Raw genomic sequence first — 23,317 nt, 5'->3', positions numbered from 1 at the left:
GCTCCGGGTCGAGCCCCGTCGCCGCCGTGCTGCCGACAGTATCGCCGCGACGCGTGCGTCACGCCTCGGAAACCGGCGTGTCCACATGGTCGCGCCACGAGTGCCGAGGCTCGTAGCCCAGGACCCGGCGTGCCTTGTCGATGCTGAGCAGGGTTTCGTGTTCGCCCAGCTCCCCGCGGATCTCGACGCCCGGGTAGACCTCCGCCATGAGACTGGCACTGGACCTGGTCATGACGGTGTCGGCGTTGGCGATGATGAAGACGTCGGCGCCGGGCCGGTCGTGGGCGAGTGCCCGCTCGACCGCCTGGGCGCCGTCGCGGGCGTCGATGTAGCCCCACAGGTTCCACCGCCGCAACCGCGGGTCGGCGTCGAACGAGGGGAACGGCGCGTAGTCCTCGACGTCCATCACGTTGGAGAACCGCAGACCCACCATGACCAACTCCGGGTCCCAGCGGCAGAAGTGCCGCGCCATCTCCTCCTCAAGGGCCTTGTTCAACGAGTACGTCGACTCCGGTCGCGGCGCGTACTCCTCGTCCACGGGCGCGTACGGCGGCGGGGTGTCGAACGGCAGCCCGAGGACCGTCTCGCTCGACGCCCACACCACCCGCCTGATGCCGGCCGCCCTGGCCGCCGCGAAGACGTTGTACGTGGCGGCGGAGTTGTTCGCGAACGTCCTCGCGTTGGACATCAGCCCCGGGGCCGGGACCGCCGCCAGATGCACGATCGCCTCGATGCCGCCGGCGTGCTCGTCGGCGCCCCCGGTGAACGCCTCCACCACCTGCCCGTAGTCGGTGAGGTCGACGAGGAGGAACTCGCCGTCCAGGTCGCGCGGATCGCGTCCACCGTCACGGTCCACCGCCAGCACGTCGACACCCACGCCGCGCAGGTGGGCGACCACGGCGCGGCCAAGCTTGCCGGTGGCGCCTGTGACAACGACGCGCCTGGGGAGTACGGGAACGGTCATGTCCCCATCCTCTCCGGCGGGGTGCGGCATCGCGCACCCGACCCACGCGCACTTGGCGGATCGATCAGGAATCGAGAAGTGCGGTGCCTGCGTCCGTACCTAGCATGACCGGCATGGACATCACCATTCACACCACCGTTCTTCCGCACGTCGACCCAGACGCCTCCCTGGCCTTCTACCGCGACGTCCTCGGCTTCGAGGTCCGTACCGACGTCGGGCAGGGCACGATGCGGTGGATCACCGTCGGCCCCGTCGAGCAGCCCGGCACGTCCATCCTCCTGGCGCCGCCGACCGCCGACCCCGGCCTCACCGAGGACGAGCGCCGCATGATCGCCGAGATGATGGCCAAGGGCACCTACGGTTGGATTCTGCTGGCCACCCGGAATCTCGACGACACCTTCGAGAAGGTGCAGGCCGGCGACGCCGAGGTCGTCCAGGAGCCGACCGAGCAGCCCTACGGCATCCGCGACTGCGCCTTCCGCGACCCGGCCGGCAACATGGTCCGCATTCAGGAGCTTCGCTGAGCCGCCTGCCCCGCATCCCCCGCCGCTGAGTGAAGGGGCCCGCGTCCCGGCGTGCGGCGCGCCGCGGGTGCGTAACGTGCAGGGGTAACGCTCACGCGAGGAGGAGACGTCCATGTCCAAGCCACCGCTGCCCGAGCCCGCGATCGCCATGCTGCGCAAGCCGAACCCGGCCGTCATGACGACCCTCCAGTCGGGTGGTCAGCCGGTGTCGGCCGCCACCTGGTACCTGTGGGAGGACGGTCGGGTTCTGGTGAACATGGACGCGAGCCGCCGCCGGCTGGACCACATCCGCAACGACCCCCGGGTCTCCCTCACCGTGCTGGACGAGGACGGCTGGTACACCCACGTCAGCATCATCGGGCACGTCGCGGAACTGCGCGCGGACGAGGGCCTCGCGGACATCGACCGGTTGTCACAGCACTACACGGGTAACGCCTATCCACGGCGGGAGCGCGATCGGGTCAGCGCCCTGATCGAGATCGATCGCTGGCATGGCTGGGGCTCACTCAAGGACAACAGCCAGGTCGGCTGACACCCGCCGTCAGGGCGTCACGGCGGTTGCGGAGCGGGTGCCGACGCGGTTCACCAGGTAGCCGAAGGCCGCCGCGGTGAAGAACATGACGATGCCGTAGACGGCTCCCGGGATCGCCATCTGGGTGCTGTTGAGCAGCGCCGGACTGAGCGCGATCGTGATGGCCAGGGTGCTGTTGTGGATGCCGATCTCGAACCCGGCGGCCGTCGCGGCGCTCCGGTCGACGCCGGCCAGCCGGGGCACCCCGTACCCGATGGCGAGGCTCAGCAGGTTGAACGCGAGGACGGCCAGGCCGACCGAGACGAAGTAGTCGGCGATGTTCTCGCGCTCGCCGAGCACCGCCCCGGCGATCACCGCGACGAGCACGACGACGGACAGCACCCGGACCGGGCGGTTCAGACGCTCGGCGACGTGTGGCAGCCGGGCGCGGATCAGCATGCCGATCGCGACCGGGACGAGCACGATGGCGAAGACCTGGAGCACCTTGTCGAACTGCAGGCCGATGCTGCGCCCGTCGGGCAGGAAGTACGCCGCCGACAGGTTGACCAGGATCGGCAGGGTGAACACGGCCAGCACCGAGTTGATGGCGGTCAGGGTGATGTTCAGGGCCACGTGCCCACCGAACAGGTGACTGAAGAGGTTGGCCGTCGTGCCGCCAGGGGACGCGGCCAGCAGCATCATGCCGACGGCCAACTCCGGTGCCAGGTCGAAGGCGAGGACGAGGCCGAAGCAGAGCGCCGGCAGCACCAGCACCTGGCACACCAGCGCGATGACGGCGGCCCTCGGATGCTGGGCCACCCGGCGGAAGTCCTCGGTGGTCAGCCCGAGACCCAGACCGAGCATGATGACGCCGAGGGCGATGGGCAGACCGATCAGTGTCAATGCTGAGTCCATGGCACAACATCGTTACCACCAGGTAACGCCGTCACAATCCCCCATGTGGCTGGACGGCCCTTGACCCTGGACGGCAGCCGGCTTAACTTCATCAATCAGATAAGTCTCTTAACTAATTCTGCTTGATACCTCGTGGGAGTGTGCCGATGCGACCATTCCGCCACCGCCGTCTCACCGCAGTCGTCGCCCTGGCGACCCTGCTGATCACCGCCGCCCCGCCCACCGCCGCGAGCGCCGGCGCCAAACCCGACCGGACCGGCTACCACCGGGTCGGCTACTTCACCCAGTGGGGCATCTACGGCCGGGCCTTCCCGGTCAAGAAGCTCGACACCTCCGGGGCGGCGAGCCGCCTCACCCACGTCAACTACGCCTTCGGCAACGTCACCGAGGACGGACGCTGCTTTGTGGACGGCGGGCCGGGCGAGGGCGACGCCTGGGCCGACTACCAGCGACCCGTCCCCGCCGAGGAGAGCGTCGACGGTGTCGCCGACGCCCCGGGTCAGGCGCTCAACGGCAACTTCGGCCAGCTCGCCAAGCTGAAGGCCAAGCACCCCAAACTGAAGGTGCTCATCTCGCTGGGCGGGTGGAGCTGGTCGACGTACTTCTCGAACGCCGCCCGCACCGACGCCTCCCGCAAGGCCTTCGTCGCGTCCTGCATCGACATCTACCTCAAGGGCAACCTGCCGGGCAGCCCGGGTGCCGCAGCCGGCGTCTTCGACGGCATCGACCTCGACTGGGAGTGGCCCAACTGGGACGGTGAGCCCGGCAACGTCATCCGCCCGGAGGACCGGGAGAACTTCACCAAGCTGCTCGCCGAGTTCCGCCGGCAACTCGACGGGTACGGACGCACGACCCGCAAACACCACCCGCTGACCGCGTTCCTGCCGGCCAACCCGGCCACGATGGACGCCGGCTACGAGGGCCGCAAAATCTTCAAGTACCTGGACTTCGCCACCGTGCAGGGCTACGACTTCCACGGCGGCTGGGACGCGAAGGCCAACCAGCAGTCGGCACTGCGTGTGCCGGCGGGCGCGCCGGACAACCCGGACTTCTCCGCCGAGGTGGCGATCGACGGCTGGATCGCCCGTGGCGCGCCGCGCGACAAACTGGTCCTCGGCATCCCGTACTACGGCCGGGGTTGGACCGGCATCACCGGCGGCGGCAACGGTCTCTTCCAACCGGCCACCGGCCCCGCGCCGGCCACCTACGAGGCCGGTTACGAGGACTACAAGCAGCTCAAAACCCTCGCCGGCAAGGGCTACACCGTGCACCGCGACCTGCGCGCCGGGCACGCCTGGCTGTTCGACGGTACGACGCTGTGGACGTACGACGACCCGGCGGTCGTGCTGCAGAAGACGCTCTACATCCGGCGGGTCGGCCTGGCCGGCGCCATGATGTGGTCGCTGGACGGCGACGACGACAACGCCACCCTGACCAAGACGATAGGTCTCGGCCTGACCACCTGGTAGGCGTACCCAGACCAACCGGCGGTCCCCTGGCCCGTCGCCGGCCGATTCCTCGACTGGCGACGGGCCGTCACCTCACTGGGTGCTCCAGCGCTCGCTGTACCGCCGAGCCAGGCCGCCGTCCGGCCTGGTGGGAAGCCGATCGTCGTCCGGGCCGGGTGGGGTGACCCCGTGCAGGGCGGCCCCCGCGAAGTGCGAGAGGGCGTGCAGGATCTCCGACCGGCTGTGCGGGAAGTGCCGGAGGTCGGCCACCGGAAAGCCGCCCAGCTGTGTGGAGTAGGTGAACTCGCGTGGCTTCTCCACCTCGGGATAGTCCCGTTTGAAGGCGATGACGAGGACGTTGCCGGCAACGAAGATCCGGTCGAGGTGGTGCCAGGCGATGAACCTGTTGTGTGTGCTGGTCTGGATGCCGATGCCCTGCCTGGAGAGGGAGACGACGAGCGGGCGTCTCGCCAGAGCGAGGTGGCCGGTCACCACGTCCTCGAGTTGGGAGACGACCAGAAAGCCGATCACGAAGATCCCGGTCACCGTCCACAGCAGCCCGAGGGTGTGGGTCTCGAGCAGTTGCCACCACAGGGTTCCCTCCTCCGCCGGACCCCGAGTCGCGTACAAGACGACGCCGACCGTGGTGGCGAGCGCGACCGGGGTACGCCACCACATATTCACCCGACGGCTCCCGAGCCACCATGCGAACCAGGCGAGGACGCAGGCACTGAACGGAACGGCGATGATCATTTCGTTACCGAAAATGGGCGTCAGAACCCAGACGATGACCGTCACGAGCAGGATCACGACGACCACACCCCAGGTGGCGATGGCCAGTCCCCACTTGATCCTTGCAACTCGCGGGAACCCTTCCCGCACGTCGCCCGCAGCGGTGGCCGCCAACGCGGTGATGATCGCCGCAGCACCCAGTTCCAAGAACGTGAGCATCAGGTCACCGTCGACCCACCCCACCTGGTCCGGCATGGTCCCCCTGGAGATGGACCATCCCAGCAGCAGGACGAGCCACACGGCTTCGACGCCGGCGGCCTGCGTCAGCCGTCGCCAATGTGCCCTCAGCAGTTCGCGGTGCAACGGGTGAAACAGCCGCTGCGGTCGGCTGAGTGTGTCGATCACCGGCCGGGTTTCGGCCGAGGTGGGCAGGCCGACCGCTGGCGTGGCGGCGGGCGGTTCGTTCGCTGGCTGATCCTCGGCCACCGGCGCGGCCGCAGTTGCGGGGGCGGGACGCAACACCAGGTCGGCCGCGAGGTCGGTGTTGCGTTGACGCGGACGGGGTAGGCCCTGGCTGGGCAGGGTCACCGCCAGGTGCCGGTACACGGCGCTCAGGGTGAGGTCTTTCCCGTCGGGATGGCCGTCGCGCACCGGGGGCCCGTGGCGCAACAGGCTGAGCAGCTCGCCGGTAAACGCCGTGTGTTCGGCGCCGACCGGGGCGATGGCGGCGACGTTGTCGGAGGTAGCGGTCAGGGTGAACGTCCCCTGGATCTCGCTACGGTCAGCCAACCCGTTCTCGACATCGGCGGCGGACATGGTGTTGAGCGCGCGGCCCGCGAAGCAGCAGTCGAGGATCAGCACCCGGGTACGTGCGGGGCTGTCTCGCATCGCGTCCCGGATCCAGGCGAACGGGATGGCCGTGTACTTCAACCAGTCCGGTCGGGGGTTCGTGCCCGACAGCGCGAGGAACAACTCCCCGTTGTCGTCCAGGAGCCCATGGCCGGCGTAGTAGACCAGCAACAGGTCCTCCGCCTCGCCACAGCGCTCCGCGATGGTCACGCCCGCCTCGCCCGGATGCGCAAGGTCGAGGAGTTGCGTGCAGCGTTCCACGGCGACCAGATCGACGGGCCCGGTGGTCACCAATCGGGCCAACTCAGTGACGTTAGCCCGTACCGCGGGTAGGTCTTCAAGTGACTGTTGGCTGTGCGTGGCAGTGCCGATCAGCAGCGCGGTCGACCTGGTTGGGTCGGGGCGGCTCACCTGTCGTTCGTCTCGGCAGACGGTTCGTGCTCGGCCAGCGCGCGGACGGCAGCATCGATGAGCGTGGTGACCTGATCCATGTCACGGGCCCGGCGGACGTCCAACTCGGCGGACGACCCGCCCGGAAGGGTCAGCTTCACCGTCACGTCCTCGCGGCGGTGGGTCAACCATCCGGCGATGGCCTGCACCAGCACCATGACCGCGCCGCCACTGCCGACCGCCACCAGCAGCACGTCGGTGGCCCCGGCCGACATCTCGTCGGTCCGAGCCGTCGAGCCGGGCGCCGGCGCGGCGGTCACGTGCCCGCGGAGCCGGTCCTCGGCGCGCAGCCAGGAGGCAAGGGAGCGCCGAGCATCGGCAGAGGGCAGATCCGGATCGACCGAGAGCGTAATGGTCTCCTGAGACGCGGGCACCGTCTTCTCCCTTCGGCGAAGGCAAACCCCCCTCCCTCATCCTGCCAGCCGGTGTCGCCTTCGGCAGCCCCACGGACTCACCGAAGTCGATCAGGCCTTGACCGCCGTATCCACTGTTCATAGGCTCCGGCCACTGCGAGGCTCTTCCCCAGAAGGGAACCCGAGACATGCCCTCATCGTCGCGTCCGTTCTGGACGGTCCCTCCGAAACGGCTGGCGGGTGCCGCCACCGTCGCGCTCCTGCTTGGCATGACTCCCCTGGTCAGCGGCACGTCGACAGCGAGCGCCGCCCCACCGTCGCGGTGCAGCAGTGACCCGACGGCCCGACTCAGCACGGTGCCGAGCCCGGAGGCTGTGCTCGGCTTCCCCCTCGGCGCGGGCCAGGAGCGGGTCGTCACCAACGACGAGGTGCGCAGATACCTCGGAGCCGTGGACCGCGCCTCCGACCGGGTCGTCACCGGCGTGATGGCGACCAGCGTGCTCGGCCAGCCGCTGCCGTACGCGGTGGTGTCCAACGAGCGCAACGTGCGGCCCGCCGCGCTGCGGAAGATCGCCGACGACGTACGGGACCTGCGCGACCCCCGCCGGACCAGCGCCCGGACGGCCGCCCGGACCGCGAAGGACAGCCCGGCCATCGTCTGGGTCACCGCCAACGTGCACGGCGGCGAGAAGAGCGGCACCGACGCCGCCCTCAAGACGCTGCACGAGTTGGCGGCGGGCCTGTCCTGCGCGGTCGCCCAGCGCAACGACAACCTGGTCACCATCATCGTCCCGACGCAGAACCCGGACGGCCGTGACGCGACCCGTCGGCAGAACGAGTTCGGTTTCGACATGAACCGGGACTGGTTCGCCCGCACCCAGCAGGAGACCGACGGCAAGCTCGAACTGCTGCGCCGCTACCCGCCGCAGGTCTTCATCGACGCCCACGAGATGGGTGGCCGGCAGTACTTCTTCCCGCCCAACGCCGACCCGATCCACCACGAGATCGCCGGCGAGGCGGTGGACTGGATCAACCGGATCGGCGAGGCCAACAAGGCCGGCTTCGGCTACAACGGCGCCTGCGACGACACCGTCACGACCGAGTGCTACTTCAACTACGACACGTACGACATGTTCTTCATGGGCTACGGCGACACGGTGCCGACCACCGGCTTCGGCGCGGCCGGCATGACGTACGAGAAGGGCAGCGCTTCCGCCGTCGCCGACCGGGTGCAGCAGCAGTTCCACACCCAGTGGTCGACGCTCGGCTGGGCCGCCGCCAACAAGCGCGAGGTGCTCAGCGGCTACTTCGACATCTGGACCGACGCGCTGGCGCAGGGCAGGGCGGGCACGCTGGAGCCCAACGAGGTGGTGCAACCCACAAACGAGGTCCAGTTCCCGGTACCGGACATCACGATCCGCTCGTACTTCCTGCTGCCCGACCGGCAGCTCGCCGACGTCCGGCAGCTCGTCGAACGGCTGCGCCGGATGGACGTCGAGGTCTACGAGGTGCAGAAGCCGACCCGCGTACCCAACGCCCGGATCTTTGGCGGCCGCAGCGCCACGAACGTGACAGTGCCCGAGGGCGCGTACTGGATCCCGATGGACCAGCCGCAGAAACACTGGATCCAGGCGATCATGGGCGAGGACCCGTACGTGCCGTTCCCGTACTTCTACGACGTGTCGTCCTGGAGCAACCCGCTGCTGATGGGCGTGTCCACCCTCTACACCGGCGACACCGTCCGGCCCAAGGCGCAGCTCGTCCGCAAGGTCTCCGGCGGCCGGTCCGGGGTGGCCTGGCCGTGGGGCTCGTACACGTACAAGCTGGACTCGGCTGCCGCCGCGGAGTTCACCTTCACAGTGCTCGACCGTGGCGTACCCCTCGTGCGGGACCTGACGACGAACACGGTGGCCATCGCGGCGTCGAAGGTGAGCCGGAGCGTCGACGACCTGGCCCGGTCGCTCGGCGTCACCCTGACGCCGGCCGGGCGGCCCACCGGCACCCGCCTCAGCCTGCCCGACGTCGGGCTGTTCCAGGGCACCGGCATCTCCACCACGTCGGGTTCGCACGGCGAGGCCCGGTACGTGCTCGGCAAGCGGTGGGGCCTGGACCTGAAGCCGGTCACCACCGCCGACATCAACGACAACACCGAGGCGTTCACCGGCCGTACCGTGCTGCTGGTGCCCGACGGCAGCAACGCCACCGGCGGGCTCACCGCCACCGGGCAGGCAAACCTGCGCGACTGGATCGCGCAGGGCCACACCTACATCGGACTGCGCAACGAGGGCACACGGATGGCCCGCGCGGCCGGGCTCACGTCCACCACCGAGAAGCCCAAACCGGCCGACTACCTGGTGATCGGCTCACACCTGCGGGTCGACGTCGACCGCGACAGCCCTGTCGCCCTGGGCCGTCCCGCCGAGGACTTCGAGTTCAACAACAGCGACCCGATCCTCAACCCGAGCACCACCGGGACGAACGTACTCACCTACCCGACGGGCGACACGTTCTGGGCCAACGGCTACACAGTGGGCGCGGACACGCTCAAGGGCACGGCAGCCGTCGTCGACGAGCCGACCGGCGCGGGTCGGGCGGTGCTGTTCGCGTTCAACCCGCTGTTCCGGGCGTACAACGAAAATGGTCTGCACCTGGTGGCCAACGCGCTGCTCTACCCGTCCGGCGCGCCGGACGCCCGGCGCTCAGCCGGGGTCGACCCGGCGCGGGCCAGCGCCGCAGCCGCGCCCGTCGCGGCGGACCTGGGCGGCGGGTGGCGGCCCATCACCATCCAGGTCGCGGCCGCGGACCTGCCGCGCGCCCAGGCCATCGTCGAACGCTTCACCACCGACGCGAAGATGTCCGCGAAAAACGGCTCGGTGTACGTCGTGATCCCGAACCCGGAGGGACGCCAGGTCGACGAACACCCGTTCCTCGCCAACCTGGTACGCGCCCTGCGCGACGCCCAGGTGCCGCTGCGATCCGTGGTGGGCTGACCGACCCGGCACAGCGAAGCGCCCGTCCCCTCAGCTGGGGGCGGGCGCTTCTGCGCGATCCGAGGTCGGCTACGACCGCCAGGCGACCTCGCGCGTCCGGCGCCGACAGCCCCACGCCGACCTCGGCTGACGAACGCCCGCCAGGAAGCCGGCTCGAAGGCCAGCGCTGGCCCTTCGGGCTCCTCGGAGTCCCGCACACCGACGACGTGTGGCATCGCCTGGCCCTACTCGCCCGCGAAGCTTCGCCTTCTCGCCACCTACCCGTTCGACCGCGCGGCCCTGCTCGCCGTCTGGCGACGCTTCAGGCCGAGGCCGCCAGCAACCTGGCCGCCCTGAACCCAACCGCCCCGCCGGCCGACCTGATCGAACGCTTCACCCGCTGGTGGTCTGCCCGCTAGCTACCCGCACTCCGGCAGCGGCAGCGGCAGCAGATCAGAATCGTGTCGGGGCTGCAGGTAGGGCACATCGTTCATGGCGGCGGTCCCTCCGGCCGATGGGTCGGTATGGCTGGGCATCGGTGTCGCGTTGGTCGGCGACTTCATGACCGGGAGTGTCATCCGTGATCCCGGGCGGCGAACCGCCGCTGGCGGTAGAGGCGTCGCGGCCCGGTAGTTACCAAGACGCCGTGGCGTAGGGCAACGATTCGGTCGGCGCGGCGGGCGTGAATGCCACTGGCCTGTCAGTTGTCGCCGATCCGCAACAGCGGGTGAGGCACTTCCGGTCGGACATCAGTCGGGGGCGAGTGGCGGTGGTGGGTCCAGCCGAGGACGCACGCCCGTCAGGGATGAAAAATTCTGTCGTAGTCTTCGTCGTACCAGCCGTCGGTGTTGTGCTTCTGGATGGTTCCCGCGACGCGCGTCAGCATCAGCACGTCGCCGTTGAGGGTCAGGGCCACGTCCTCGGCCCTGCCGGTGAGGATTCTGGCCACGGTCGCCAGCATGTGGGGCTTGCCCTTGTCGACCAGGGTGTCCTTGCGCATGTAGAAGCTGACGTCGACGTAGGTCTCCGGCTCCCAGACGGACCGGTTCGCTGCAGCGCGAGTTGCCTTGACCCACCAGAACTGAACTTCGGCATGCCGATCGCCTTGACGTTCGGCGGCACGTGGCTCGGCGCGCGATCTCGTGACTGCCGTCTGTCGGGGGTCGCCCGTGGCCGGAGGACGCCGGGCGAACTGCGCCAGCGTCCTCCGGCTTGTTCTCGCCGCCGCAGCTTCAAGCCGGTTGAGGAATCAACCTGGCGGCTTCGGTGATGAGAGCGGGGAGTTCGGCGGGCGTGCAAAGGGCCGCCAAGTCCTCGACGGGTACCCACTTGGTGCCGCCGATTTCTTCCGCTTGGGTCGTCAGGTTGCCGCCGGTCGCTCGGCAGACGTAGACGAAGTCGATGTGTCGGTGTGGTCCGACCTTGCGGTCTTCGATGTCCATCTCGATGATGGCGAACGGGGTCGGGATGCTGCGTACAGCGGGGTGCCGGAACGGTTGTGGGCCGAGGACGTCGGCGACGATCCCGGTTTCCTCATGTACCTCGCGGAGCGCAGCTTCGGCGGGGTCTTCGTCGGGGTCGATGTGTCCGCCGGGGTACAGCCATAGGCCGATCTTGTTGTGGTGCACGAGCAGGACGTGGCCTTCGTCATTGAAGACGATGGCTGAGCTGGTGAAGTGGCGGATCATGCTCTGGTGTCTCCCTGGGCGATCTGGGCCACGCGGTCGGCCATCCACGCTACGGTCGCGTCCGTCAGTCCGGGGTGAACTGGGAGCTGGATGGTGGTCGTGGCGAGGTTTTCGGCGTTGGGACACTGGTTGGCGTAGGGCTGGAAGATGGGCTGGTGGTACAGCGGCCGGTAGCGCCACCGGATCGAGTCGGATGGGAGTCCGGCGGCTTCGAATGCGGCGGCGATCTGCGGGATGTGGTCCTTGATGGTAAGGACGAGGTTGTAGTAGTTCGGCTTGTCCTGGACTCCGTACGGCAGTTCCCGCAGCAGGCCGCCCGGGGGTAGCGCGGCGAGGATGCGTTGGGCGTTGCGGCGGCGTCGGTCGAGTTGGCCGTCGAGCAGTTTGAGCCGGCGCAGGCCGATGGCGGCCAGGGGTCCTGCGAGTTTGTAGTTGACGCCGTGGGTGGTGCCGCGCAGGTGGCCAAGGTGGGTGTACCAGTGGATGCGTTCGCCGAGTTCCTCGTCGTTGGTGAGGACGAATCCGCCCTCGCCGGTGGATAGGAGCTTGCGGTCGTGGGTGGAGAAGCAGCCGACTGCGCCGTGGGTGCCGGCGAACTTGTTGCCGACTCGGGTGCCGTGGGCTTGGCATGCGTCCTCGATGACGGGCACTCCGGCCTGGGCTAGCAGGTCTGCGCTGGCTCGTTCGTCGTTGGGGTAGCCCCAGAGCGGCAGCGTGATGGCGGCACGGGTGCGTCCGGTGAGCTTGCGCTGAAGGTCTACGGGGTCGAGGGCGAGGGATTCGGGCAGGGTGTCGACGGGGACGGGCGTGGCCCCGCAGGTGAGTACCGGCATGGCGGTCGGCAGGGGCGCGGTGGCCGGCACGAGGACCTCGATGCCGGGCCCGACGCCGAGGGCGATGAGCGCGGCGTGCAGCGCGGAAGTTCCCGAGTTGACGGCGATGGCGCGGCGGGCACCGAAGCGTTTGGCCAGCGCGTGTTCGTAGATGGCAAGGACCGGGGCGCCGCCGGAGAGGCGGCCGTCGCCGAGCGTGGCCCGAATTTCGTCCAGTTCGCCGCAGGGTGGAGGGGTGTACCGGTCGTCGACAGGGTTGAGGACGTCGTGGCTGCTACTTGTCATAGGTGAGCACCACCTTGATGGTCTCCTCGGGGCGCTGTGCGATCAGGCGGTACGCCTTGGCCGCCTCGCTGAAGGGGAAGCGGTGGGTTACCAGGCTGTCGACATGCACCTGCCCAGTGATGACCAGGTTTCGGGCGGCGCTGCTGAGTCGGGGTAGGTCCCAGGCGGGGTGGGCGCGCTGTGGGCAGCCGTTGACGGTCATGGAGGAGATCAGGGTGATGCGGTTGCGGTGGTACTCCTCGCCGAGTCGTAGGCCGTTCTGGTCGCCGTGATAGGAGGCGACCGTCGCGACCCGTCCACCCACCCGGACGCAGCGGATCGCCTCGTGCAGACCACGGTAGGAGCCGGAGGCTTCGACGGCGACGTCCGCGCCCTGCGGGCCGCAAAGCTTGCGAACCTGCACGGCGACGTCGTCAGCGGTGGCGGCGTGCACGGGTGTGATGCCGAGGGAGTCGGCGGTGTCCAGGCGCAGCGGGTAACGATCCACCCCGATGACCTTGGCGGCACCGGCGAGCCGCGCGAGCTGGCCGGCGAGAAGGCCGACGGTGCCGAGCCCGACCACGACAACGGTGTCGCCGAGGCGCACCTCGGCGTCGTGGACACCGCCGAGGGCGACGCGCGCCAGGATGAAGAAGACCGCGCGTTCGGCGTCGATGCCAGTCGGTAACCGGCTCGATGCGGCGGCGTCTGCGGGGATGATGTGCGCGGTGCCGTGCGGGCGGTCGAGAGTGACAAGGTCGCCGATGTTGACTTTGCCGACAGCGGCCTCACCGACGGCGGTGACCCGCGCGATGGTCTCGTAGCCGGGCGCTACCGGAAAGTCCCTGCCGGCACCGTCGAGGAAGATGCGTCGCTGCGGGTCCCACGACCGGTGCAGCGTGGCGGCGTCTCCGGCTACCCAAGCCATTTCGGTGCCGTGGCTGATGCCGGAGACGACGGATTCGGCGTAGACGTCGTCGAGGCCGAGTGCGGGCAGGTGCTCGCGGACGATCTCCACCTGGCCCGGACCGGTGATCATGACCCTGCTGCAGGGAGGCGCGTGGGCAGTTCGTGGCTGTGCGACGTCGGTTTCGGTCATGACCTCTCCAGGGCTGGTAGGCGGGCAAGGAGCGCGTCGACGTCTTCGTCGTTAAAGGCGTCGAACTCGCTGGTGTCGAGCCGGATGATTCGGCTGGCGTAGTCACCGAGCGGTGTGTCGAAGGCTCGGGTGAGGTGTTCGAGGTAGGCGGTGGACAGCGCGGATTCCATGGGTCTGCCGCGTTGCGTGATCCGGCGGGCCAGGACCGACGCCGGTGCGGTCAGTGCGATGAGAAGGTCGGGTCGTGCGGCGGCGTCGCTCCAGGTGGCGCAGGTCTTCCTCACCCGGCTGGCGTCCTCGGGCGGCAGGGTGGTGTGGGCGAAGATGACCTGCTGCGCCATGGACCAGTCCGCCACGACGGGGGTGCCGCGGGCGAGCAGGTCGTGGATCTCGCGAAGTTGCGCGACGCGCAGCGCCAGGAAGGTCAACTCGACCTGGAGGGCCAGGGCCACGGTGCTGGTCTTCCCCGAGCCGTAGAGCTTCGGTAGAGCGGGGTTGTGGACGAACGGGTCGCGCATCAGACGCGCTCCGAGACGCTCGGCGAGTCGCTGTGCGAGGGTCGTCTTGCCGGCGCCCGTCGGCCCGGCGTGTCCGATGAACATCAGCGCCTGCCCGACGGTCGGGTTGCCCTTTGTCCGGCCGGTTCTGGCCTTGGCTGTTCCGTCATGACAGCGGGTCCTTTCATGCCAACTCCGGCGAGGAAGGGGCTCGCCGACGACCCGTCCGCCGGGAGGTGGTCCTCGGGGTCGGGGCGCCAGTGAGACACCGGGACGAGCGCGGCGCCGCCTGGGCGTGACGCTGCGCCAGGTTGGGGCGCGACCATGGCGAAGTCACCGAACAGCGCCTGGACATCGGCGAGGTGGCGGAGTTGCAGTGGAGTGGGGGTGCGCTGGTACAGCCGCTGGACCTCCTCGGTCTGGCTGGTGGCCATGCCGGAGGTCGCGTGGGAGATGACGAGGGCGCTGCCGGGATTCGCCGCGGCGCGGAAGGGTTCCACGATGGCGTTGACGTCGCCGGGGATGAAGTGCAGGACCGAGACGAACAGGATGGCCACCGGGCGGGCGAGGTCGATCAGCCGCTGGGTGGCGGGGTTGTCGAGGATGAAGTCCGGGAAGCAGATGTCGGCTTGGATGACGTCGACTCGCGGGTCGGCGCCCAGCAGGGCCCTGGCGTGTGCCACGGCTACCGGCTCGACGTCGACGTAGAGGACCCGCGCCTTGGCGTTGACGGCGTGGGCGATGTCATGGACGTTGCCGACGGTCGGTATGCCTGAGCCGAGGTCGATGAATTGGCGTATGCCCTGCTGCAGCGCGTATCGGACGGAGCGGCGCAGGAACGCTCGGTTGGCGCGGGCAGCGTCAGCGACGTGGGGTGCGACGGCGAGGACGGCGTCGGCTGCTTGACGGTCGGCGGCGAAGTTGTGGCTGCCGCCGAGGAAGTAGTCGTACATCCGCGCGGCGTTCGGGCGGCTCAGATCAAGCTCGGCGGGTGCCCAGCTCATCGCCTCAGTTCCCATGGTCGTTCCCCTGGTGCCGGTTCGGGAGTTCGTGATGGCCCTCGGTGGTGGTGGCTGCCCGCTGCTTGTGGCGGTGGCGTGGGCGCTCATCGGTACACCGATACGGCGGTCTCGCCGATGAGGTCTTCGACGGCGCAGATGATCTTTTCGGTGGCGGGTGTGTGTTGTCCGGCGCGGGCGAGCATCTGGCGGAGCCGGTCGCGTAGGTCGGTGTCGAAGCCGTCGAGGTACAGCTCAGATTCGAGTCGCAGGGCCCGTAGTAGACCGGCGAGAGCATCGGTCTGCGGGTCGGGGGCGTCGTAACCGAGGACGCCGTAACGCAGCCGCCCACGGACGCGGTGGATGGCCGCCGGGTCTGTCGGCGGGTAGGCGATTGACCGGCCGAGCATGCGGCGTCTGGTGATTTGCTCGACAAGGCCGCCGGCGATGAGCCCCGCGGTGACCTTGTCGTAGGCGTGTTCGCCCAGCAGCCGCACGGCCTCACGGACGGACAGCGCACGGTGGTTGCGGGCCATGAACGTCAGTGCCCAGTCGGCGACCGGATCGCCGATCGGTTGTCGGTGCACGGCGATGGCAGCGTCGCCGACGACGCGTATCCGCTCGATCGGTGCGACCAGGTTGGTAAGGATAGCCCCGGCCAGCGCGAGCGACAGGGACGGCAGGTGGGCCAGCGGAGCGCCGCTGTCGTTGTGGGTCAGCACGAACAGCTCGACGCGCAGCGGGAGGCGGACCGGCGGGGTGTGGAAGACGGCGTGGCTCATGGCCGGTCACCGGGTCGGCTCGGCGATGCGGCGCAGCCGCTGGTGCACCCCGCCGTAAGGGCTCGCGCCCGCCAGGACGGCTTTGGTGAGGGCGGCGTGCATGGTGTAGAGCGGGTCGCAGACGTTGCCGGGTGCGGCGCGGCCGGCCTGTGAGACGAGTTGGTAGGCGTCTAGCAGTTCCAGTCCGGTCAGTTGTGCCGTCCAGGTGACCAGGTCGTGCTGGCTGATTCGGTACGCGTCCTCTAGAGGGCGGGCGGCGCCGATCGAGATGATCCGGTGGTCGGTCTCGATGCGCGGCCATGGTGTGGTCACGCCTTTGATCAGGTCGACGGCGATGGTGACGTTCATGGCGGTCTCCACCGCGACGCCGCACACCTCGCCCTGTCCTTGGCGGGCGTGGCCGTCGCCGATAGCGAACAGCGCGCCGGGGACGTTGACGCCGAGGTAGACGGTGACTCCTGGGCGGATCTCCGGGGTGTCAAGGTTGCCGCCGTGCGCGTCGGGCACGATCGTGGAGCGTGCTTCCCCTCCGGCCGGCGCGACTCCCACGGTGCCGAGCATCGGTTCCAGGGGCATGACGATCGCGTGGTCGGAGCGGCGGGCGTGGTAGGTGACGGTGCCGGCGGCGCTGTCGATGGTGTAGCGCCAGACTCGCTCCTCGATCGGCGGGTGCAGCATCGCTGTGGTGTGGGTGCCGGTCAGTGCTCCGAAGTGCGGGAAGGTGGCGGACATGCCCCAGTCGCGGGCGGGGGTGATGGCCGCGAAGTGCAGCGCGAGGGTGTCGCCGGGTTCCGCGCCGGCCACGTGGAAGGGGCCGGTGACGGGGTTGAACGCCTGGCACACCTTCGAGGGCAGGTCGTCGACGGTGGGTACGGCGCCGCCGAAGCAGTCCTCGGTGCTGGTGACCAGGAGGCTGCCGGGCTTGATCTCGGCGACCGCCGGACTGCCGCCGAAGGTGTAGCGCAGCTCGTTCTCGGTCGGCTGGTAGGTGACCGTGCTGGTCATGCCGACTCCCGTCCGCTGGCGAGGCCGGAGAGCTCGGGACGACGACCAGCGGCGTACAGACCGGCCAGGGTCAGCAGGCCGAGGGTGAGCCAGACGAAGCCGAGGCGTTGGGCGGCCACGTTGGCGTTGACCACGACGTAGGCAAGGATCGTGAACCCGATTCCCGGAAGGATCAGGTGCGCGACGTAGTTGCGGCTGCGGCGGCGGACCAGGTAGTGCCAGACGACGGCGAGGTGCAGTACGAGGAACGCGGTCATCGCGCCGAAGTTGATCAGGCTGGACAGCAGCGTGATGCCGTCGGTGCGCCAGTTCATGTAAAGGCCGATCGCCAGCGACACCACGGCGGTGAGGGTGATGGCGTGGGTGGGCACGCTGTGGCGTACCGACACCGTGGCCAGGAACTTCGGCAGTTGCCGGTCGCGGGCCATGGCGTACAGCAGCCGCGAGGTGGCGACCTGCGCGACGAGGGAGTTCGCCATGCCCCAGGCGACGGCGGTGGCGACCGCGCACAGGGTGGCGAGCCAGGGTCCACCGGCGATTCGCGCGGCGTCGTAGAACGCCGTCCCGTCTGGGTCACCGTTCGCGAGCAGGCCGCCCGGGTCGGGCACCAGCAGCGCGGCCATCCAGGTCTGGGTGATGAACAGCAGTCCGGCCACGCCCAGGGCTGCGGCCATGGCACGGCCGATCTGTCCCGCGCCGCCCTTGTTCTCCTCGGCGAGCATGGAGATGCCGTCGAAGCCGAGGAAGCTGAGCACGGCGATCGACACCGCGCCGAACACCAGCGCCCAGGTGAAGGTGTCAGGGTTGTAGAGCGGCGTCCAGGAGAAGCCCTGTCCCTTGCCCTGCACGAGAGCACGACCGGCTGCGGCCAGGAAGATCACCAGGACGATGACCTCACCGATGAGCATCACGCGAGTGATCAGGGCGGTCATCCGGATCCCTCGGTAGTTGACCACCGTGTTGAGCAGCACGAAGCCGACCAGCCAGACCCAGACCGGGACCGCCGGTACGGTCGAGTGCATCGCCACTGCCGCGATCAGGTACAGCAGGCTCGGCACCAGCACGTAGTCCAACAGGATGGCCCAGCCCGCGAGGAAGCCGACCGGTGCGCCGATCCCCCGGCCCGCGTAGTTGTAGACGCTGCCGGCCAGCGGGAACGCCTTGACCATCTGGGCGTACGAGGCGGCGGTGAACACCAGCGCCACCATGCCGATGACGTACGCCAGCGCGACCATCCCGCCGGCACCTGCGTAGACGGATCCGAAGATGCCCATCGGCGCGATCGGCACCATGAACACCAGCCCGTAGAAGAGCAGGTCGGCGAAGCCGAGTGAGCGGCGCAGCTCAGGCCGGTACCCGAACCGCGACGAGTCCGGCGGCACCTGCGCCACGCCAATCTCCGGTGGAGGCGTTGTCTGCCTGGTGTGCATGGTGTTTCGTTCCTTCCTGTCTGTCATCGATGCCGGTGCTCTCGCGGCAATGATGGAGTTGGGCAAGCGGTGGCAGCGGCTCAGCAGGCAGACGCATAGCCAGGAACTGCTGGATCGGCTGCTAGAGGCGCCAGACGATGGCCAAGTCCTGGGCGCAGCCGCCGACCCGCACGGCGACGAACAAGCGGCGGAAAATGCCGCCGAGTTCCTCAGGTGCCGCGTCCGCCACCAGCCCCGGAACTGGTGCCGCCACCGCCTCCAGGACGAGCTGTTCGATGTCCTCGGCATCCACGGCGGTCAGCCGACAACCGCAAGGCCCTCGGTAGGCACGCTGACCGAGCATCCGCACGGGCTGCAGCGACGTGCCGCAGCCGCGGCAGAGCAGCAGCCCTTCAAGGGTGAAGACCTTCGAGACAGGCGGTTCGGACTGCGCTGGCCGTTCACCGCTGCGGCGGGATGCGACACAGCGAACGCGGTCGCGCACAATGTCGCTTCGCACGTCTATGGCCACAGGGCACCTCCACCGTTACCGCTGCTCGCAAACGCGAGGGCTGGCCACAGCGGCGGAGGGGTGGCGAAATTCGAATCGCCCATCCATCGCCGTGGTTGTCTGTGCTATCAGCCTGCGGGTCCGGCCCGTCCCCTGACGACGCGTGGACGTTCTAGTGTTGTCCTAGTTTCAGCTCGTCTGCGCCCGCCGTCGTCTACTACGCTGCCGACTGCGACAATGACGCTGAGTGCATAGCCTGGGGGCAATCCCGTGGAGACGGTACGGCGGTGGACCGGCCGCGAGGCAAAAGCATTACGCCTGGCTCTACGCATGAGTGTGCGCGGATTCGCCGAGCACTTGGGCGTCAATCCGGCTGCCATCTCTAACTGGGAGAAGCGGGGTTCAGCGACCCGCATGCGCTACGAGACCCAACAGATGCTCGATGTCGACCTGGCACGGTCACCAACCGAGGTCAAGCAGCGGTTCGCCCAGACCCTCAAGGCGTTAGCGACCGCAGATCCGAGCGCCTCAATCGTGCCTGTCGACGGCAGCCGGCCCACGAGGCAAGATTTCGGTACCCGTGCCCATGAACGGACGGCCGCCGTCCTCGCGGCGCTCGGTGGCCAACAACCCGATGATCTCGTGTACACGCCCCCGGCCAACGTTCAGCGCCTGATTGCGGACTTCCTCGCCTCGACCGCGCGCGTCTATCTGATCATCGGGCCTCCGGGTTGCGGCAAGACCAGCTTCACCCGCCACCTGGCTTCGCAGGCCCCCGGAGTCGATGTTCAACTGCTGACCGCGGACTCGTGGACCGAGGACACCGACCTGGCGCGGGAAATACTCCGCTACGGCTCCCAGCCGGCCGGCGAGGATCCACAACTGACCCTGGAAGATGAGAGCCGGAACCTGTCCCGGCCGCTGCTCGTCGTCATCGACAGCCCGCAGTCCCGCGCCGTGGTGGACAAAGTCTGCCGCCAGCTCGACGGCACACTGCGACAGGTACTCTCGGGCAACCTCAGGTTTCTCCTCGTACTGCGCACACCGCCGGAGATCGAACTCGCCCCCTACCCCGTCCTGTCGGCAGCGGTCATGCCCGGTCAGGGCAAGGGTGCCGAGCCGTCGCTGCGGCTGGACCGCTGGGACGCCCCCACCGCCCGGGAGGTGTGGAACGCGCAGCGGCATTCCAATGAACCTCCGTACGACGCCCTCCCTCCGAAGATTCGCAACCTGGCCCGCCTGCCGCTGTACATGAGCCTCATCCGGGCCGCCAAGTCGACCGAGCCGCCCGGGCAAGCCAACGCCTACCGGCTCGTGGAATTCTGCGTCGCCTCGATCTTGAAGGCGGCGAGCCTGGACGTCGACCGCGCGACGGCGGACCTGACAGCACTCGCGCGGAAGCAGCTCGCTGCGGCATGGCCGCACCACCTGCTTCCTGCGATCAAAGTTGATCCGCCAGGGAACGTCGGTGACCTCACCGCGTCTCCGATCGCGAGACTCGTTCGGTCCGGCCCGTCCGGCAGCCTGACGTTCCATCACGACGTGATTCGTGAGTTTCTGTTCGCGCGGTGGCTCGCCCAGCTCATCGAGTCTCACGGACGTTCGACCGTCACCATCGAGCTGCTCAACGACCTTGCTGCTCGCACGAGCCTGTCGGGCGATTTGCGAGGCGTCTTGGAGTTCTTGTTGCAGGGCTTGGATGCGACGTCACCGGAGCTGCTGGCGGCCGTCGCTCAGTCGCCGTCGATCAGCATCACCGAAACCCTGCCATTGATGCTCGAACTCACTGGTGAGAGTCCAGCCTTCGCCACCGCCGAGGTGCTGCGCGTGTGCGCCTCCCGGTGTCTGCACGACAATGGCCTACCGCTTGCCAGAGCCCTCCTGCACACCAACGCAGCCGCTACCGCGCTGGGCGGGGAGTACCCCCGCTGGATGCTGCGGGTGCTGCGCCGCTTCGGGCCGGCAGTCTGGTCCGACATCGTGGCGTGCGTCGAGACGCAGCTGCCCGTCGCGGCCGTCCACGACTTCGTCCGCCTCGCGCAGCTCGACACCGTAGAGGACGCGGTGTTCCTCGCCCGGCACTTCTACGTCTTCCTCAGCGCTGACGACGGCGCTTCCCAGGAGCTGAAGACGCTCCTCGCCCATCCCGATTGGCGAGCCCGCGCCGCCCTCGCCGAGGGGATCCGAGCGGGCCACGCGATCCCACACCACACGACGATTTCGATCATGGAGTCGTTGGCTGCGGACCGCGACTACAAGGTCCGCGCCGCTGTCGCCGAAGCCGCCGGCCAATCGACCGCACCCGGCCTGGAACACCTACTGGCCGCGCTCCTCGAAGACCAGAACTGGCATGTTCGCGAACGCCTCCTCCAAGGGCTATCCATCAGAGTTGGGGACGAGGACTCGGCCGCAGACCTTGTCATCCGGGGCCAAGAAGCATGGCGCCATGGCCCTCGAAACGTTCGGGTCGCCGCCCAGCGACTTCTACTCAAATGCGGCAGAAAACCCCTACAGGACGAGGACTCCTCCCGTAGCGCTCTGTTCGGCCTGCTCCGCGAGATCCGTACCGGTGCCCTGCGGCTACCCACGAACGTCCAGTCAGCTCTGATCCGTCAAGGCGTCGCCTCGACCGACTGGCTCGTACGCACCGAAGCCAACCTCCTCGAACACCACGGCACAGCCACGAGCGCAGCCGCAGGCATCAGCAAGGAAGCCTTCCGGCGGCTCCGAGGTGGACGCGCCCTACAGGTCGCGCTCGACGTCCGCGACGTCGACCACGCGATCGCCGTCGCGCAGGCCGCAGCCAGCGCGAGCGTGCAATTCATCGAGGTCGGCGACCCGCTCATCAAGAGTGTCGGCGTTCAGGCCATCAGCGCGGTCAAGCAGCGAGCCCCTGGTGCCTGGATCGTCGCCGAGATGATGTCCGCAGACTGGGGACGCGACCAGGTGGTCCTCGCGACCGAGGCGGGAGCCGACGTCGTACTGCTCATCGGACCCGCCAGCATCGCCAGCGTGTCCGCAGCGGCCGAAGCGAGCAGACGGTTGGGGGTCCCCGTCATGATCGACGTGCCCGAGGGCCGGCTGGTCCAGGGCTGGGTGCAGGACATGGAGCGCGCGGGAGTCGACGGCTTCGCCATCACTACGAACATCGACCTGGGCGTGGCCGGCTTTCACCCTCTCGACCAGGCACAACTCATCAGGTCGTGGACGAAGCTGCCGGTCGCGGTCTCCGGTGGTTTCGAACCCACCGACGTTGAGGCCAGCCGACGACGCTCATGGGACATCCTCGTCGTCGGTCGCGGAGTCACCGATTCCCTGGATCCCGCCGTCGCCGCACGGGATCTCGCCGCATCGATCGAACTCACCGAAGGGCACTGCTCGTGATCATCACCCCGCTCACGGTCGACCGGATCCCCGACCTCGAGAAACTGCTGGCGCTGGGAGAGCCGTACATCAGGCTGAGAGGCTCATCGGACTACTGGCTGTACGCCACGCTGTTCGCCAACACCTGCCCACTCGCCATCATCGACGGGCAGGTCGTCGGCAGCGTGATCGCCTTCCGGAGCCAGGTCGACCCGTCCGAGATCTACCTGCAGGACGTGATGACGCATCCCAGCCACCGCCGTCACGGGGTCACGCGGGCGCTCGTGGAAGAGGTTCATCGCCAAGGCGCCCTCTGGGGATGCCGACGCCTCTTCCTCACGTCGGAACCGGACAACCGCGCAGCGCACAGCGCATGGCTCGGCTTGGGCTTCAGTAATCGCTCAGGCGATACCACTGAACAAGGCGTGTCCGTGATCTACGACTACAAGGGGCCGGGGAAGCACCGCGCCGTGTATGAGCGATCGATCGGCAGCTAGATTCGGGCGCCACGCGGGCGGCGGCTGGACGTGCACGGCGGTGTGGCCCCTCCACGACGAGGATGGAAAGCAGAGCTGCTGTGGCGTGAGCATCAGCTCGCGCATTTTTACCGGTAGTCGGGAGACGTGCTCGGGTCCGCGTGACTTCTCCGTCTGGGCGACGTACGCCAAGTCGGTCTGCTCGCTTTACCGCTGTTGACGATGTCCTACCTGCGAGAGTTGGGACTGGCGGCCTCGGCTGCGCCCGCCCCAGGCGGGGCGGGCGCAGGTCACGCGGCGCGTGGCGGTGCGGGTTGATGCAGGCGGAGCAGGCGGGCGAGTGTGGTGGCTTGGTCGACGGTGGGGAGGCCGGCTTCGGCTGCGAGGGCTTGGATCTCGGTTTCGGTGTCGGGGTCGGTCAGGTATCGGGCCATCGACAGCGTCCCCGGCAGAACGGCAGGCTCGCGGTCGGGGTCGGGGTGTGCGGTCGGGGCCTCACCGCCGGCTGCCCGCGTGGGCGGGGTCGGCGGCGACGGGTGTGGTGTGTTCGCGCGTGATGTCTGGTCACGGCGTGTGGCCATGGACGGCTCGTGGCATGGGGGGGGAACTTCCGGTCGGACATCAGTCGGGGGCGAGTGGCGGTGGTGGGTCCAGCCGAGGACGCACGCCCGTCAGAG

The 23,317-nt window shown here is 68.7% G+C and carries 20 protein-coding genes and 1 pseudogene; 6 read left to right on the top strand and 15 right to left on the bottom strand.

Going from position 1 to position 23,317, the window contains the following annotated elements; all coding sequences use genetic code 11:
• Window positions 1-58: 58 nt before the first annotated feature.
• Window positions 59-964 (bottom strand): NAD(P)-dependent oxidoreductase, encoded by a 906-nt coding sequence (locus ABZ808_RS02255; RefSeq protein ID WP_356999710.1) that lies wholly within the window; start codon window positions 962-964, stop codon window positions 59-61.
• A gap of 113 nt (window positions 965-1,077) precedes the next feature.
• On the opposite strand from ABZ808_RS02255, the gene ABZ808_RS02250 reads away from it, so the two are divergent.
• Entirely contained in the window at window positions 1,078-1,488 is a 411-nt protein-coding gene (locus ABZ808_RS02250; RefSeq protein WP_356999707.1) for a VOC family protein, read from the top strand.
• A gap of 112 nt (window positions 1,489-1,600) precedes the next feature.
• Window positions 1,601-2,020, top strand: a complete 420-nt coding sequence (locus ABZ808_RS02245) for a PPOX class F420-dependent oxidoreductase (RefSeq protein ID WP_356999704.1) — start codon at window positions 1,601-1,603, stop codon at window positions 2,018-2,020.
• Between the two features lie 9 nt (window positions 2,021-2,029).
• Here ABZ808_RS02245 and ABZ808_RS02240 read toward each other — a convergent pair whose 3' ends face one another.
• Window positions 2,030-2,914 (bottom strand): bile acid:sodium symporter family protein, encoded by an 885-nt coding sequence (locus ABZ808_RS02240; protein WP_356999702.1) that lies wholly within the window; start codon window positions 2,912-2,914, stop codon window positions 2,030-2,032.
• A gap of 146 nt (window positions 2,915-3,060) precedes the next feature.
• On the opposite strand from ABZ808_RS02240, the gene ABZ808_RS02235 reads away from it, so the two are divergent.
• Window positions 3,061-4,383 (top strand): glycoside hydrolase family 18 protein, encoded by a 1,323-nt coding sequence (locus ABZ808_RS02235; RefSeq protein ID WP_356999699.1) that lies wholly within the window; start codon window positions 3,061-3,063, stop codon window positions 4,381-4,383.
• Window positions 4,384-4,455: 72 nt separating this feature from the next.
• Here ABZ808_RS02235 and ABZ808_RS02230 read toward each other — a convergent pair whose 3' ends face one another.
• Together ABZ808_RS02230 and ABZ808_RS02225 are read right to left on the bottom strand one after the other, a co-directional pair.
• Window positions 4,456-6,246, bottom strand: coding sequence for a caspase family protein (locus ABZ808_RS02230; protein ID WP_356999695.1), 1,791 nt, complete (start codon window positions 6,244-6,246; stop codon window positions 4,456-4,458).
• Between the two features lie 104 nt (window positions 6,247-6,350).
• Window positions 6,351-6,767 carry a hypothetical protein gene (locus ABZ808_RS02225; RefSeq protein WP_356999693.1) on the bottom strand — a complete coding sequence of 139 codons (417 nt, stop codon included), beginning with the start codon at window positions 6,765-6,767 and terminating at the stop codon, window positions 6,351-6,353.
• A gap of 248 nt (window positions 6,768-7,015) precedes the next feature.
• Between ABZ808_RS02225 and ABZ808_RS02220 the strand changes: the two genes are divergently transcribed.
• Window positions 7,016-9,736 (top strand): M14 family zinc carboxypeptidase, encoded by a 2,721-nt coding sequence (locus ABZ808_RS02220; RefSeq protein WP_356999690.1) that lies wholly within the window; start codon window positions 7,016-7,018, stop codon window positions 9,734-9,736.
• A 122-nt stretch (window positions 9,737-9,858) separates the two neighbouring features.
• Here ABZ808_RS02220 and ABZ808_RS02215 read toward each other — a convergent pair.
• The 11 genes and pseudogenes from ABZ808_RS02215 to ABZ808_RS02165 all read right to left on the bottom strand — a co-directional run.
• A pseudogene (locus ABZ808_RS02215) lies at window positions 9,859-9,951 on the bottom strand (DUF397 domain-containing protein); the annotation flags it as partial.
• A gap of 563 nt (window positions 9,952-10,514) precedes the next feature.
• Entirely contained in the window at window positions 10,515-10,916 is a 402-nt protein-coding gene (locus ABZ808_RS02210; RefSeq protein WP_357002704.1) for a SitI3 family protein, read from the bottom strand.
• 31 nt (window positions 10,917-10,947) lie between these two features.
• Window positions 10,948-11,403 carry an NUDIX domain-containing protein gene (locus ABZ808_RS02205; RefSeq protein WP_356999688.1) on the bottom strand — a complete coding sequence of 152 codons (456 nt, stop codon included), beginning with the start codon at window positions 11,401-11,403 and terminating at the stop codon, window positions 10,948-10,950.
• Entirely contained in the window at window positions 11,400-12,521 is a 1,122-nt protein-coding gene (locus ABZ808_RS02200; protein ID WP_356999685.1) for a DegT/DnrJ/EryC1/StrS family aminotransferase, read from the bottom strand. Before ABZ808_RS02200 ends, ABZ808_RS02205 begins: the two co-directional genes overlap by 4 nt.
• Entirely contained in the window at window positions 12,511-13,539 is a 1,029-nt protein-coding gene (locus tag ABZ808_RS02195) for a zinc-binding alcohol dehydrogenase (RefSeq protein WP_356999683.1), read from the bottom strand. Before ABZ808_RS02195 ends, ABZ808_RS02200 begins: the two co-directional genes overlap by 11 nt.
• A gap of 56 nt (window positions 13,540-13,595) precedes the next feature.
• A complete protein-coding gene (locus ABZ808_RS02190) occupies window positions 13,596-14,201 on the bottom strand; it encodes a deoxynucleoside kinase (RefSeq protein WP_356999681.1) in 606 nt (201 codons plus the stop codon).
• Window positions 14,201-15,100 (bottom strand): SAM-dependent methyltransferase, encoded by a 900-nt coding sequence (locus ABZ808_RS02185; protein WP_356999678.1) that lies wholly within the window; start codon window positions 15,098-15,100, stop codon window positions 14,201-14,203. The genes ABZ808_RS02190 and ABZ808_RS02185 overlap by 1 nt, the downstream gene beginning before the upstream one ends.
• Window positions 15,101-15,201: 101 nt before the next feature.
• Window positions 15,202-15,876 carry a GPP34 family phosphoprotein gene (locus ABZ808_RS02180; protein WP_356999675.1) on the bottom strand — a complete coding sequence of 225 codons (675 nt, stop codon included), beginning with the start codon at window positions 15,874-15,876 and terminating at the stop codon, window positions 15,202-15,204.
• Between the two features lie 6 nt (window positions 15,877-15,882).
• Entirely contained in the window at window positions 15,883-16,881 is a 999-nt protein-coding gene (locus ABZ808_RS02175; protein WP_356999672.1) for an acetamidase/formamidase family protein, read from the bottom strand.
• On the bottom strand, window positions 16,878-18,311 hold the full coding sequence (locus ABZ808_RS02170; protein WP_356999669.1) for an APC family permease: 1,434 nt from the start codon (window positions 18,309-18,311) through the stop codon (window positions 16,878-16,880). Before ABZ808_RS02170 ends, ABZ808_RS02175 begins: the two co-directional genes overlap by 4 nt.
• 121 nt (window positions 18,312-18,432) lie before the next feature.
• A complete protein-coding gene (locus tag ABZ808_RS02165; RefSeq protein ID WP_355631247.1) occupies window positions 18,433-18,822 on the bottom strand; it encodes a zinc ribbon domain-containing protein in 390 nt (129 codons plus the stop codon).
• A gap of 309 nt (window positions 18,823-19,131) precedes the next feature.
• Between ABZ808_RS02165 and ABZ808_RS02160 the strand changes: the two genes are divergently transcribed.
• Window positions 19,132-22,185 (top strand): orotidine 5'-phosphate decarboxylase / HUMPS family protein, encoded by a 3,054-nt coding sequence (locus ABZ808_RS02160; protein ID WP_355631250.1) that lies wholly within the window; start codon window positions 19,132-19,134, stop codon window positions 22,183-22,185.
• A complete protein-coding gene (locus ABZ808_RS02155; protein ID WP_356999667.1) occupies window positions 22,182-22,661 on the top strand; it encodes a GNAT family N-acetyltransferase in 480 nt (159 codons plus the stop codon). The genes ABZ808_RS02160 and ABZ808_RS02155 overlap by 4 nt, the downstream gene beginning before the upstream one ends.
• The last annotated feature ends 656 nt before the right edge of the window (window positions 22,662-23,317 follow it).

The organism is Micromonospora sp. NPDC047527 (assembly GCF_040643015.1).
Lineage (GTDB): Bacteria > Actinomycetota > Actinomycetes > Mycobacteriales > Micromonosporaceae > Micromonospora.
Note: the sequence above shows the minus strand (reverse complement) of the source record. Positions and strands in the feature narration are given on the sequence as shown.